The sequence below is a fragment of the Marinobacter sp. es.048 genome, assembly GCF_900188435.1.
In the GTDB taxonomy this organism is placed as follows: domain Bacteria; phylum Pseudomonadota; class Gammaproteobacteria; order Pseudomonadales; family Oleiphilaceae; genus Marinobacter.
The window spans coordinates 316387-329934 of sequence record NZ_FYFA01000002.1 but is presented as its reverse complement, the minus strand read 5'-3'; the positions used below and the strand labels follow the sequence as shown (position 1 = coordinate 329934).

12 protein-coding genes and 1 pseudogene are annotated in these 13548 nt (G+C 58.7%); 8 read left to right on the top strand and 5 right to left on the bottom strand.

From position 1 onward, the window contains the following. Positions 1–36: 36 nt before the first annotated feature. From CFT65_RS12550 to CFT65_RS12530, 5 genes and pseudogenes are all read right to left on the bottom strand, one after another. Positions 37–1596: an FGGY-family carbohydrate kinase gene (locus CFT65_RS12550; RefSeq protein ID WP_088828476.1), complete on the bottom strand. Its 1560-nt coding sequence runs from the start codon at positions 1594–1596 to the stop codon at positions 37–39. After that, the gene (locus CFT65_RS12545) at positions 1586–3184 is read right to left on the bottom strand and encodes a glycerol-3-phosphate dehydrogenase/oxidase (protein ID WP_088828475.1); all 1599 of its coding nucleotides are present in this window, start codon (positions 3182–3184) and stop codon (positions 1586–1588) included. Before CFT65_RS12545 ends, CFT65_RS12550 begins: the two co-directional genes overlap by 11 nt. Positions 3185–3210: 26 nt before the next feature. Continuing rightward, positions 3211–4815 carry an FAD-binding oxidoreductase gene (locus tag CFT65_RS12540; RefSeq protein ID WP_088828474.1) on the bottom strand — a complete coding sequence of 535 codons (1605 nt, stop codon included), beginning with the start codon at positions 4813–4815 and terminating at the stop codon, positions 3211–3213. A 122-nt stretch (positions 4816–4937) separates the two neighbouring features. Then, positions 4938–5488, bottom strand: a pseudogene (locus CFT65_RS19460) (transglutaminase-like cysteine peptidase). An 8-nt stretch (positions 5489–5496) separates the two neighbouring features. Further along, entirely contained in the window at positions 5497–6147 is a 651-nt protein-coding gene (locus tag CFT65_RS12530; protein ID WP_088828473.1) for a type II secretion system protein N, read from the bottom strand. A gap of 165 nt (positions 6148–6312) precedes the next feature. Here CFT65_RS12530 and gspE point away from each other — a divergent pair, with 165 nt between their 5' ends. The 8 genes from gspE to gspL all read left to right on the top strand — a co-directional run bounded on the left by gspE (position 6313) and on the right by gspL (position 13547). Beyond that, positions 6313–7821 carry a type II secretion system ATPase GspE gene (gene gspE, locus CFT65_RS12525; protein WP_088828472.1) on the top strand — a complete coding sequence of 503 codons (1509 nt, stop codon included), beginning with the start codon at positions 6313–6315 and terminating at the stop codon, positions 7819–7821. Between the two features lie 3 nt (positions 7822–7824). Further along, positions 7825–9036 (top strand): type II secretion system inner membrane protein GspF, encoded by a 1212-nt coding sequence (gene gspF / locus CFT65_RS12520; protein WP_088828471.1) that lies wholly within the window; start codon positions 7825–7827, stop codon positions 9034–9036. A 68-nt stretch (positions 9037–9104) separates the two neighbouring features. Next, the gene (gspG, locus tag CFT65_RS12515; protein WP_088828470.1) at positions 9105–9557 is read left to right on the top strand and encodes a type II secretion system major pseudopilin GspG; all 453 of its coding nucleotides are present in this window, start codon (positions 9105–9107) and stop codon (positions 9555–9557) included. A 6-nt stretch (positions 9558–9563) separates the two neighbouring features. Then, on the top strand, positions 9564–10094 hold the full coding sequence (gene gspH, locus CFT65_RS12510; RefSeq protein WP_014576992.1) for a type II secretion system minor pseudopilin GspH: 531 nt from the start codon (positions 9564–9566) through the stop codon (positions 10092–10094). Continuing rightward, positions 10091–10465, top strand: a complete 375-nt coding sequence (gene gspI, locus CFT65_RS12505; protein WP_088828469.1) for a type II secretion system minor pseudopilin GspI — start codon at positions 10091–10093, stop codon at positions 10463–10465. Before gspH ends, gspI begins: the two co-directional genes overlap by 4 nt. Then, positions 10462–11229, top strand: a complete 768-nt coding sequence (gene gspJ, locus CFT65_RS12500) for a type II secretion system minor pseudopilin GspJ (protein WP_323807567.1) — start codon at positions 10462–10464, stop codon at positions 11227–11229. The genes gspI and gspJ overlap by 4 nt, the downstream gene beginning before the upstream one ends. A gap of 6 nt (positions 11230–11235) precedes the next feature. Beyond that, complete coding sequence (gspK, locus tag CFT65_RS12495; protein ID WP_088828468.1) at positions 11236–12240, top strand: type II secretion system minor pseudopilin GspK; 1005 nt, start codon at positions 11236–11238, stop codon at positions 12238–12240. A gap of 2 nt (positions 12241–12242) precedes the next feature. Next, complete coding sequence (gene gspL, locus CFT65_RS12490) at positions 12243–13547, top strand: type II secretion system protein GspL (RefSeq protein ID WP_088828467.1); 1305 nt, start codon at positions 12243–12245, stop codon at positions 13545–13547. Position 13548 lies beyond the last annotated feature (1 nt).

The window sequence follows — 13548 nt, the reverse complement described above, 5'->3', positions numbered from 1 at the left end:
TTGGTTGGGGGTTGATGAACAAAAGGTGCTGGCCTCTCAAGCCGGATATCCCGTGATGTCCCTGATTTTTCGGTACAGAGGCTGCAGTTGGGGGTACATTTTCAGGTAAACCTCGTTATACAGCCGTTGGTAAAGGGCCCGGGTTTCTTCGTTGGGATGGAATACGTCACCGACCCGCGTCATGTTCGCGACAGCGATATCAAAATCCGGATAAAGGCCCAGCCCCACGGCGGCGTCTATGGCTGCTCCTAGCCCGGAGGTTTCATAAGTGTGCGGCCTTTCGGCCGGGAGTCCGAACACATCGGCGGTCAGTTGCATGGCAGCATCGCTCTGGGAACCGCCCCCGGCAACCCTGAGTTTTTTGATCTCGACGCCGCTGCGCTTTTCGATTTTCTCCTTCCCTTCACGGAGTGCGTAAGCCAACCCCTCGAGAATGGCCCGGTATATGTGCGAGCGGGTGTGCACATCCCCGAACCCGATAATGGAGCCTTTCGCTTCTGGCCCTGGCTGGCGCACACCCGGTGACCAGTAGGGTTGCAGCATCAGGCCCATGGAGCCCGGCGGGACGGCCTTAACCAATTCATCGAACAGCGTTTCGGGTTCTATTCCTCGCTGTTCCGCGATTTTCTGTTCCCGCTGACCGAATTCCTGTTTGAACCAGCTCACCATCCAGAAACCCCGGTAAATCATCACCTCGGTAGAGTAATGACCGGGCAGAGCTGAAGGATAGGGCGGCATCAACCGGATCGGTTCCACGTACCGTTGGTTCGTGGTGTTGATGGTTGCAGTGGTGCCGTAGCTCATGCAGCCGGTGTCTGGCGTCAGCCCGCCGGAGCCGAGAATCTCGCAGGCCTTGTCTGAGGCGGCGGCAATCACGGGCAGGCTTCTGGTAAGGCCGAGGTGCTGGCAGGCTTCGTTGGTCAGATGTCCCAATGTTTCCCCTGGCGATACCAGTTCCGGAAGCATGGCGGGCTTGACTGGCATGGTCTGCCATTTGAAATCCCTCGGGCCGGCCCAGCGGTGCTTTTTGTAGTCGAAGGGCAGGTATCCGACCTGGCTTCCGGTTGAGTCCCGGAACTCCCCGGTAAGTCGGAAGTTGAGATATCCAGACAGCAGCAGAAAATGACGGGTTTTGGCCCAGATCTCGGGTTCATTCTGGGCAATCCAGTTGGCCTGGGTTTTTTCCCGGAACCGGTTGATGGTGCCTTCCAGCCGGGCAAGTTTGAACAGCCATCCCCAGGGCCCTTTGACGGGGCCTTCTACCTTTGCGTGGCGCTGGTCGAGCCAGATGATCGCTGGTCGTAGGGGCTGGCCGTTTTCGTCCAGGTTGATGACGGTGCCCCGCTGGGTCGTCAATGTGACGCCGACAATCCGGTCCGGTGTCGCATCTGTGGAATTCCAGAGCAGCTTGCAGGCTTCTCCGAGTTGCTCCCAGAAGTAGTCCGGGTGCTGTTCGGCCCAGCCGGGTTCTCTCGAGAAATAGGGCTCGATGTCCTGCTTGCCTTTGCCCACCAGATTGCCACGGGTATCGAACAGCAACGCTCTGACGCTCTGGGTGCCATTGTCTATGGCCAGGATGAGAGGGTCAGCTGGCATCAGTGGCCTCCCCGGGCGGCAGCGAGTAGGCGTTGTGATAGATGGCCAGGTAGCGGGCCTGCTCCTCTTCCCATCGTTGGTCATCCCAGCCAAGCAGAGGCTGGCAATGACTGCGGATCTCTGGCAATAGGGCGTTGCCAGCATTCGGCAGGATCAGGCCCAACCGTGTTCGTCGCAGAAGCAGGTCATCCAGATGCTGCACATCTTCATGCTGGCATGCCCAGCAGAGCTCTGCCCAGAGCAGGTCGGAGGTCCGGTTCGGAGTGACAGGCTCCATAGGGCCTGAAGCAACGAGTTGTTCAAGCTCGGGGCCATAGAACCCCTGGAGTCGCTGCCAGCACTGATGGCTAATGGCGGCTGGCCTTGAGGGGTATTCTGTTCTCTGGAACACCGGTTTGGATGCTCGCCGCAGAACCTTGCTGGCGTCTTCGCCAAGCCCCCGGGTGAGCGCCTCGCGGGCGATGACCCGGAAGGTGGTGAGCTTGCCGCCGGCAATGCTGACCAGCCCCCGATTCACCCGAAGTGCGTGTTCCCGGTTTTCCTTGGACGGTGCCTTACCCGTGCCATCGGTTACCACCGGCCTCACGCCGGCCCAGGTTGAAAGGATGTCGCTTCGGGTAATGGGGCTGCCCGGAAATAATCGTGAGGCGATCTCAAGCAGGTAGGCGGTTTCGGATTCAGAAATCACCGGCTCCTGATCCAGATTGCCCTCATGGTCGATGTCGGTGGTGCCGAGAACGGTGGTGCCCAGCCATGGGAAGGCAAACACCGGGCGGCCATCTTCCGGATGGAAGAGGGAAACCGAACAGGACACCGGCAGGCTGGACCAGGGCAGCACGAGATGGCTGCCACGCAGGGGCCGAATGTGCATGGTGTCTTCAGAGGTCTTGCTGGACTGCAGTCGATCTGCCCAGGCACCGGTGGCATTGATTACCAGGGGCGCGAAGACCTCAATGGGCGTATCGTTTTCCTCTGCCTGAATCAGCAAGCCGGATACATCGCCGTTGCTGCGCTTTATTTCATCGGCTCGTGTGTAATTGAGGCACATGGCTCCGTCCCGCCGGGCTTCGGCAATCAGGCGCAGGACCAATCGCGAGTCGTCGGTGACCGCATCGGTAAAACCGCTGGCGCCGGCGAGTTTTTCGCCCGTCAGGCCCGGCACCCAGAGCATGGATTCGGCCGGGGTCAGAAAGTGGCGGCTCCGGTTGCGGGCAATAAAGTCGTAAACCCGAAGCAGTGTCTGAAACAGGCGCGGTCCGGGGAACTGGCCTTTGAAGTGCGGCATGATGAAGCGCAGGGGCTCAATTAACCCCGGTGCTTCCGCCATCAGTCGTTCCCGCTCGCGCACGGCGTCCCGGGTAAGACCGTAATGCCCGCTGCCCAGGTACCGGAGGCCACCGTGCACCATCTTCGAGGAGCGGCTGGAGGTGCCCCAGGAAAAGTCCTTCTGTTCCACCAAGAGCGTGCGCAGCCCGCTGCCTGCTGCTTCCCGGGCCACGCCGGCGCCGGTAATACCGCCGCCGACCACCACCACATCAAACTCGTTGGTCCCTGAACGCAGCGCATTAAGGATTTCAGTCCGGGTCATATTGGGGCTCCCATTCAGCGTCGCGCTCATTTCACCAGTGTTTCAGGGTTCAGGATCGCGTCCGGGTCAAAGGTGCTGCACAGGGAGCGTATAGCCAACATTCCCAGTTCGCCTTTTTCCACCGGCAGATAGGGGGCGTGATCCTTGCCGACACCGTGTTGATGGCTGATGGTGCCGCGGTTGTTCACGATCAGTTCAGAGGTGCTGGTTTTGAGCGTTTGCCAGCGCGCGAGAGTTTCCTCGTAGCTGTCGCCCACCCGGAACACATAGGTGGTGTAGATGCTGCAGCCCTGGCTGTAGAAGTGGGAGAGGTGGGTGAACACATGGGTGTTCTCCTGCTGGTCTTTCAGGGCGTCACGCAGGTTGGTCTCGATCAGACCCAGCAGATTATCGACGTTGTCCCAGTCAGTGGCCGTTTCCAGAGTGTCGACCGCGTAGCCCATCTGCCAGAGAGCCTCTCTCAGATAGGGCATGGTAAAACGCTTGGCCGCCCATTTGTCGCCGAGCCGGGTGCCGGTATAGATGCCGTTTTGGGCCTTGCAGATACTGCGGGCCTCTTTCAGGGCGTTCCTGGTCTGGCGCCGGGTGCCGGTGACGCCAAAGGTCATCATGCATTTGCCGTCTCTCGCGCCGCGGAGCGACAGGAAGCGCTCGAGCATACCGATCAGTCGGGGATGGCCGGCCAGAGCGAGCTGGGTTTCGGTCTCTACAGCATTACTGAGCCTGAGCATGGACAGCTGGGTGCGGTTCTGCACCAGCAAGCGGCTGGCGGTGCGGGCGCTGTGCCAGTCCGGGAAAAACACCACATGAAAGCTCTCGTGCTCCGGAAGCGGGGTTACCCGAACCTTCACTTCGGTGATCAGTCCGATACGGCCTTCGGAGCCCAGAACCATTTCCCGGATATCCGGGCCGGCGCTGGAGGCGGGTATGGTTGGCAGGGTGAGGGTGCCTTTAAGGGTTTCGACCCGGCCACCGGCAAAGAGTTGTTCAATGCGGCCATAGCGCAGGGATTGCTGGCCACTGGATCGGGAGGCCACCCAGCCGCCGACGGTGGAAAGCTCGAAAGACTGGGGAAAATGCCCGAGTGTGTAGCCATGGGCCCGGAGTTGGGACTCTACCAGTGGCCCGGGCGTTCCCGCACCAAACGTCGCGATCTGGCTGTCCGGGTCCAGATCCAGCAGGCGATTCATCCGGCTCATGTCCACGGTCAGCAATGGCTGGCCTTTATCCACCGGATTTATGTGCCCGGCGACACTGGTGCCGCCTCCGTAGGGAATCAGGTGAATGTGCTGCTCCGCGGCCCAGGAGAGCAGGGTTTGAACCTCTTCGCTGGTGGTGGGGTAGGTAACGCCATCCGGGAATACGCCAAACTCGCCGCTGCGCATGGCCAGCCAGTCCGCAAGACTCTGGCCGCGGGCATGCCGCACGCGTGTTTCCGGGCCTGTATCAATCAGCGATTCCAGCTCTGCCGGCCGGCTAAGGCGGGTTTCCGGTACTTTTGCGCAAACAGATTCCAGGGTCGCGTCCGCCAGAGGCTGGCAACTTCCGATGCGCGATGCCAGAAAGTCCTGGCCCTGTTTCGGCATTGCCAGATTGAATCCCTCGTCGCCCCAGCCGTTCCAGCGTCGCATGTGTCTAAGTCTCCGGGTTAAGAAATAATGTGAAGCATTCTAGCGGGTCGGCGCCTTGTGCAGATGTCGCTTGGCGCCAGTCGCGCTGTCATTTGCCGCCAGAAGATTTTTCGCAATGGACCTCAGGGCCGGAGAGATTCTGTCAGTCGACTGTTCAGGTCCTGCCACCGGGAAAGCCTTCCGGCTTCCCCGATATGGGTACGCGCTCCGCCCGACTGGTTGAGTCAGAGACCTTCGCCATTGAATCTGTAAACAGATTAAATATCAGTATGTTGAAATTCAGTTTTAATGTAAGTTATAAGATTGTCCAGGATCAACGGATCTGCGTCCGGCTCCGGGTACCATGCCAACACCATGTGGGCCTGGTTCAACTCCAGGGCTTTGACATACACAATCCGCAGCTGGTCATCGGGCACGCCCATGGACTTGAGGGTCAGGTATTTGGCGATGGAGAAATCCTCCCAATTGCCGCCGTTGGTGGTTAGCAATTTCACCGGGGTTGCCCAATAGTCTTCTTCGCCCCAGTGACGGATATCGCCGACAAAAGTGACCCGGTTGAAGAAGGAGTTGACTAGCCGGAGCTGAGTTCAAAGGCACCCACAATGGACACCAGCAACAGTAACGCAGGCGGAAGACTGGAACGTCGGCGTATCTGGGTAGCGGCCGTTTCCATAGCGCGCCTCAGTTATTGTTCCGTAGGCGTTCCCTGAGCTGCTCAAGGCGCCGGCGGATTTCCTCCCGGCGCTGTTCATCGCTGTTGGCGGAAGCGGGCACTCTCGAGGGTGAGGGGGATGCAGCCTGTTGGACGGCAGGCGCGGGCTCTTCCTGCTGGCCGGCTGTGAAGGACATGCCGCTGCGGTCTTCGGATTCCGGGAAATAGAGGTTCTCGAGTTTGCCGGAACGTTCAATGATCACCCGGTTCGGATGTACCGAGCGCAGTGTCGCATTACCGGGCAGTTCGTCACCCACCAGGTAAGCTTCGGTTTTGCTCTTGTCATCTTCGATCAGCGCGCTACCCGGAAAATCACCATCTGCGGCCAGAACGCCCCGAAGGAACAGTCGGAGGTTGGTTTCCGGGAGGTTCTCGGTATCCATTTCTACCGGCGCGCTTTCGCCGGATTCGGCTCCGAACAGATCCAGGGAGGACAGGTCCACGCTGGGTGGCTCACGACCGGCCGCCGGGTCGGAAACCAGTGGCTGTACGCTATTGTACTGCCCCTGCTGGCCTTCCATTTGCCAGAAACGGTAACCCTGCCAGGCTGTCAGGGCGACCATGGCGGCCCCTGCCACGAGCGCGAGGATCAGGGGAAACCGTTCATTGTTTAGGAGCATTGATTATCCTGAATGCAAGTTTGTGGGCCGGGAAAAGCTCACAGGTTATCAGACTGCAACGTTTTATTGGGAGTATAGTGTATCGAGTTATTCAGCGGGTCCATATCCTGTGGTAGCCTTTCTGAATTAGTTGAATCGAAAAGGGTTTCACGAAAGAGGACGACCTTGACCACAGACACAGAACTTCAGCCGCAGGATGCTCCGCTGGGCCGTCTTCCGTTTACTTTTGCCAAGCGCAACGGAGTGATCCTGACCCGTTCGGATGCCGGCGAGCCGGTTATTCTGGTTCGTCCCGGAGCCTCCCATTCTGCGCTGGCGGAAGCGAACCGTATCAGTGGCGGTCGCGCCCGTTTTGCCACCATTGATCCGGACCGGTTCGATCAGGCCCTGAACTCTGCGTATCAGAATGATTCCGCCGAAGCCATGCAGATGGTGGAGGGGATCGGCGACGACATGGATCTAGCTTCCCTGGCGGATTCGGTGCCGGAAACCGAGGACCTGCTTGAGCAGGAAGACGATGCTCCGATTATCCGGCTGATTAACGCCATCCTGACCGAGGCGGTTAAAACCAGTGCTTCGGACGTTCACATTGAAACCTATGAGAAGCGACTGGTGGTTCGCTTTCGGGTGGATGGCGTGCTCAGAGAAGTAGTTGAGCCCAAGCGGGCGCTGGCCCCGTTGCTGGTGTCCCGGATCAAGGTTATGGCGAAGCTGGACATTGCCGAGAAGCGGGTGCCGCAGGATGGCCGGATTGCGCTGAGGGTAGCCGGTCGGGAAGTGGATATCCGGGTGTCGACCATGCCGTCTTCAAGCGGTGAACGTGTGGTTCTGCGTTTGCTGGACAAGCAGGCAGGTGCCATACGGCTTGAATCCCTGGGCATGGCAGGGCGTGACCTGAAAGTTCTGCGCAAACTGATTTACCGTCCTTATGGGATCCTGCTGGTGACTGGCCCGACCGGTTCCGGTAAATCCACCACACTCTATGCCTCGCTGCAGGAAATAAACGATCGCAGCCGCAACATTTTGACCGTTGAAGATCCCATCGAATATAACCTGCCGGGTATTGGCCAGACCCAGGTCAACACCAAAGTGGACATGACCTTTGCCCGCGGTCTTCGGGCCATTCTGCGTCAGGATCCTGACGTGGTTATGATCGGTGAGATCCGGGATCTGGAGACGGCAGAGATTGCGGTACAGGCGAGTCTGACCGGTCACCTGGTACTTTCCACACTGCACACCAACACCGCCGTTGGCGCCATCACCCGGCTTATGGATATGGGCATTGAGCCCTTCCTGATTTCATCAAGCCTGGTAGGCATTGTTGCCCAGCGACTGGTTCGGGTTCTGTGTAAGGAATGCCGGGAGCCCTATACACCGACAGAAGAGCACTGCGAGTTCCTGCAGCAGGATCCCGCCAATCCGCCCAATATTTACCGGGCAACGGGTTGTAGCCATTGCAACCAGCTTGGTTACCGTGGGCGTATCGGTATCTATGAGGTGGTGGGGATCTCCGAAGAGATCAGCTCACTGATCCACAAACGTGCCGGCGAGCTGGATCTGGAAAAGGTGGCTCGCCAACATGGCCCGAGTATTCACGCAGACGGTGTGCAGAAAATCCTGGATGGTGTGACCACGGTGGAAGAAGTACTCCGCGTTACGCACCGGGGCCAGTAAATCATGCCAGCTTACGAATATAAGGCATTAGATGCCCGGGGCAAGCAGAAGCATGGTGTCGTCGAGGCCGATGCACCGAGAGCCGTCCGCCAGCAGCTCCGGGAACGTGGCCTGACGCCGCTGGCGGTTGAGCCAGCAGCGGAGAAACAGGCCCGAAGCAATCCGCTGAGCAGCCGGGGTTCGCTGGCCGCTGCCGATCTGGCGCTGGTTACCCGCCAGTTGGCAACGCTGATTCAGTCCGGCATTCCCATTGAGCAGGCACTCTCTGCGGCAGCGCAGCAGTCCCCAAAGCCAAGAATTCGCAGCATGCTGATCGCTATCCGGGCCAAGGTCATGGAAGGTTACACCCTGGCAGACAGCCTGGGTGAGTTCCCCAAGGCATTTCCGAGGCTGTACCGGTCTACCGTTGCTGCCGGTGAGCACGCCGGCCACCTCGATCTGGTACTCAATCGGCTGGCGGATTACACCGAAAACCGCCAGGAGGCTCGCCAGAAAATTCAGCTGGCGGCAATCTACCCCATCATCCTGAGTATTGTTGCCATTGCCATCGTGGTGTTCCTGCTCACCTACGTGGTGCCGGATATCATTGATGTTTTCCTGAAGCAGGGGCAGGAGTTGCCAACGCTGACCATGGCGATGCTGGCGGTGTCGGAATTTCTGGCGGATTACGGTGTCTACCTGTTTATATTGCTGGTTGGCGGCCTGATGATGTTCCGGTTTTTCCTGACCAAACCCGGGTTCCGACTTCGGTTTCACAAACGCCTGCTACATCTGCCACTGTTTTCCGGAATGGTCCGTGGAGTGAATACTGCCCGGTATGCCAGTACCCTGAGCATTTTGACCACCAGTGGCGTGCCGCTGGTAGAGGCGATGCGCATTGCCGGTGAGGTGCTCTCCAACGATTTCCTGCGGCAGGAATTGCGGGACGCGGCCAGAAAAGTCAGTGAGGGCGGGTCGTTGCATCGTTCCCTCGATCAGACCGGGTATTTCCCGCCGATGATGCTGCACATGATCGCCAGCGGGGAGGCCAGTGGCGAGCTGGACAGCATGCTGGAGCGGACCGCCCGCATGCAGGAAAACACGCTGCAATCCAAGATTGCTGCCATTGTGGGACTATTCGAACCAATGATGTTACTGGTGATGGGCGTGGTGGTGCTGATCATCGTGCTGGCCATCATGCTGCCGATATTGAATATGAGTAATCTCGTGGGATGAAACCCGCGCCGGATTGTCATCAGACGAATCCGAACCGAATGCAATCCATGCCAATGACGAGTGAGACAATGACCATCAATAACCTCAATACACATAACAACAGCCGCGGCTTTACCCTGATCGAAATCATGGTGGTGATGGTGATCCTGGGCCTTCTGGTGGCCATCGTGGCACCAAATATCATGGGGCGGAGTGACCAGGCAAAAGTCACCGTGGCGGAAACCCAGTTGAGCAACATTGCCAACGCTCTGGACCTTTACCGCCTGGATAACAGTCATTACCCGTCCACCCAGCAGGGCCTTGAGGCGCTGGTCTCCAAGCCCAGCGGCACCCCGGAGCCGAAGAACTGGAACGCGGACGGCTACCTTAAGAACGTGCCGGAAGACCCGTGGGGAGCTGAATACCAATACGTGAGCCCGGGCACTGAGGGCCCCTATGATCTGTATTCCTACGGCTCCGATGGCCAGGAAGGCGGCGACGGCGACGCGGCCGATATCAGCGTCTGGGATACCGAGGGCTAAATTACTGTGCAGGTCAGATCCCGACAGACTGGTTTCACCCTCATAGAAATACTGGTGGTCCTGGTGGTTGTGGGTCTGCTGGCGTCTCTTGCCGTGTTCACGATGGGGGGAAGCTCTCAGCAGCGGGAACTGGAAAACGAAGTGCGGGAGCTGTATCTGCTCATGCAGACTGCTTCCGAACAGGCGGTGCTGAATAACCTGGAACTGGGCCTCAAGCTGGAAGAGGATGGTTACCAGTTCGTGGCATATCAGGATCAGACCGGGGACTGGAAAGCCTCTGGCGAACGCATGTTCCGGGCCCGAAGCCTCCCCGAATGGCTGACCGTTACCGAGTTTATTGAAAGCGACGCGCCGAGACTGGCTTCTTCCGAGGATACTCTGCTCCCGGATGTGGTGTTCTTTTCCAGTGGCGAGACAACACCCTTCGAGCTTGAATTCACCATCGGCAACGGGTCAGACACGATGCATGTGTTGGCCTCGGATGGTGTGTCGCCAATGGAGTGGCGCAAGCCGGGTGATGAGGGGAGCAGCGGGTGAGAACGCAGAAAGGGTTTACCCTGATCGAAGTGCTCATTGCTCTGCTGGTTTTCGGCCTGATCGCAACGGCGGCAGCCGAAGTCGGCAGCCAGTACATTTCCAGCTATGAACGGGTGAGGGACAAAACCCTGGCCAGCTGGTTGGCGGATAATCGGATCAATGAAATCCGCCTTCAGGAAAACATCCCGGGAATCTCCGAAAACTCCAAGGACACCGATTTCGGACCTTACCGCTGGCGCGTGACCACAGCGATACTCGCCACTGCCGAGGCGAAGATGCGCCGGATAGAGGTCACGGTTGCCCGTTATCGTGAGGATGGCGCGGCGCCGGTTCCGATTCATACTCTGTCAGCTTTTGTGGGGGCACCATGATGGCCGTGCCCAGCCAGAGATGCTCATCGAACCAAAGTGGTTTCACCCTGCTGGAGGTGTTGATCGCGGTCACCATAACCGCCGTCATCGGGCTTGGTGTGTGGCAGGTTATCAATGGGGTGGTGAATTCACGCGATCGGGTGAATGAACTGGCCGAACAGTTCGACGGACTACAGCGGGCCATGCTCCTGCTCGAGCGAGATCTCATGCAGGTGGTCAACCGGCCGGCAAGGGATATTTACGGCGATTTCCAGCCGGCGCTGTCCAGCCGTGAGGATGATTTTTCCCTGTTGCTGACCCGGCAGGGCTGGCGCAACCCACTGGGCATACGCCGCAGTGGCTTGCAGCGTGTTGGCTGGGAATACACCGGCAGCGAATTGCGGCGCCGGTACTGGCCCATGGTGGACCAGGGCCAGGAAGATGACAGCCGCGATGTGCTGCTGCTGCAAGGCGTAAAACGCCTGGACGTGCGGTTTCTGGATGCCAACCGAAGCTGGCAGCCGCAATGGCCCACCGATGAAGTGATGGCCGGATTGACCCCCGGTAGCCGCCCGGATATTCCATTGCCGCTGGGTATGGAGGTGACTCTGGAACACGAGCGGTTCGGAACGCTGGTACGGACCTTTGCCCTGCCGGATTTTGATCCGTCGGTTGCCCAGGGCGCTCTGAACCAGGCAAACCAGGCTGCCAGTGAAGCGGGAGAGGAAAACACCGAAGAAGATACCACCGGAGAAAATACCGGCGCGACGGGGCAGGGAGGCTAGGCCACTATGAGGCAAATCCCGGCGTTACCTCACCATCAGCGCGGCGTCGCTTTGATCATGGTGCTGCTGGCCATGGCTCTGGTCGTCATGCTCGCTTCCGGCATGACCCAACAGCAGAGCTTGCGGGTGTTCAAGGCGGGGCACTATCTGGCCCAGCAGCAGGGCCAGAGTATTGCACTCGGTGCCGAAGCCTTTGCCCGCCAGATCCTGCGCAGGGATTATGACGAGGACAAGGAAGAGAATCTGATGGTCGACAGCCTTGACGAGTTCTGGGCCGCCAACGCGGCCGTTCTGCCGCTGGATGATAATGGTGTGGCTGAGGTTCAGATTGATGACCTGGGTGGGCGACTGAATCTGAATGACCTGGTCGGTGCCAATGGTGAGGTGGATCCCGTCGTTCGGAATCGTTTCGTTCAGTTGTTTGCTGCATTGGGTATAACCGCAGTTTCCGTGGACTCGTTGGTGGACTGGATCGACCCCAATGACCAGACGGTTACCGCCTATGGGGCTGAGGATGGTCAGTACCTGATGGCAGATCAGGCTTACCGGGCTGCCAACCAGCCGTTCACCACGGTGACCGAGCTTCGCCTGATCGAGGGCATGACCGAAGAGATTTATCGGGCCTTGCGGCCCCACGTGGCGGCACTTCCAGTAAACGGGGCGGGAATCAATGTGAACACCGCCACTGCAATGGTGATCCGCTCCCTGCATGAAGAGCTGACGGACGCGCAGGCTGCGTCTATTCTTGAGAAGCGGGAAGAGGAACGGTTCGAGAACCTTCAGGATTTTCTGGCGTTGCCGGAGTTTGCCGGTCTCGGGCTAAAGTCGGTTGGCCTGGGGTTGCAGACACGGTTTTTTGAAGTTGCCTCGCGGATTACCTACGATAACCGTGTCGTGAATATGGTCAGTACCGTGTTCCGGACTCCGGAAGGCGAAGTCCAGACGGTTAACAGGGATACCGGGCAGAAAAACCGGATTACCAAAGAGCCTTTTACCATTTCAGAAGGATAATCATGTCTTATCGCCTTTACGTCCGCCCGATACCGCCTTTTGCGGACGGTGACCAGGACCCCGGTGCCCAGATGTTCAACTGGGTCCTCCACGATGCCAGTGGCGATGCCCAGGCCCGCGGCAATGGTGACAGCCGCGATACCATTGAGCAGACTCTGGTGCAGAATGCCCTGGATAACGTTCTGTTGATTGGTCTGATTCCTGGTGAGGAAGCGATTTACTGTCTGGCCGACATTCCCGCCAAGCAAAGCCGTTTTATTAACCAGGCGTTGCCCTACGCGGTTGAGGAACAGATCGCCCAGGATATTGATTCTGTTCACCTGGCCCTGGGATCTCACTCCGACCATGGGTACCGGGTGGCAGCCATAGACCGGGAGCAGATGGGGCAGTGGGTGCGCCTGTTCAGCGGCTGGGAGCATGTGCGTCTGGAGGCGATTTATCCCGATGCCTCTCTGTTGCCACGCACCGACGGCGGTTGGTCGATCTGTCTTGATGGCGACATCGCGATGTTGGTGAGCGAACGGGGCGAATGGCTGAGCATGCATTCTGCCAACCTGGGCATGTTTGCCCATACCCTTGCGGCACCCTCGGCTGAAGAGGTTGTGGCAGAAATTCCGGTCACGCTCTACGGCACAGAAGATGAGTTCGAAAGCCAGCAATCCACCATTGTGGAGTTAGGTGGTTCCGGCCGTCTTGCGGTTCGCAAGGAGGTGTTGGAACTGATGCCCCTGGAATTACTGGCCTACGCCCATCACCACCACCTGTGTGAGCCAGTGAATCTGTGCCAGGGCATGTTCTCCTCGAAATCCGGGAAAGCCAGCCCACTGAAGCCATGGAAGCCGCTGATTGCGGTGGCGGCAGTCTGGTTCGGGGTTCAGGTGGCGTTGAATGCCGGCATGGGGTTTTATTATCAGAATCAGGCAGAAGAATTACGAAGCGAGGCCATGGCAATCTATCGCGACGCCTTCCCCAATGACCGTCGCACCCATGCCGGCAATGTCCGGCGTGTCATTGAAGGGCAGTTGCGGGTCGCTGGCACCAGTGGACCGGAAGTGGACTTTATCACTCTGATGAAATACACCGGCCAGCAATACGCCCGTTTGCCGGGTAGCCAGGGTGTTAATTTCAATTCGGTGAATTACAGCCGCTCCCGGGGTGAGCTGATCGTGGACGTGAGAGCCGATAGCTACGATCGCCTAAGCGCCCTGCGAAACGGGCTGGCGAACCAGGGTCTGGCAGCGCAGATTGGCTCGGTTGTAAACGAAGCGAGCGGTGCACGCGGTCGCCTGACGGTCTCTGGAGGTTAAA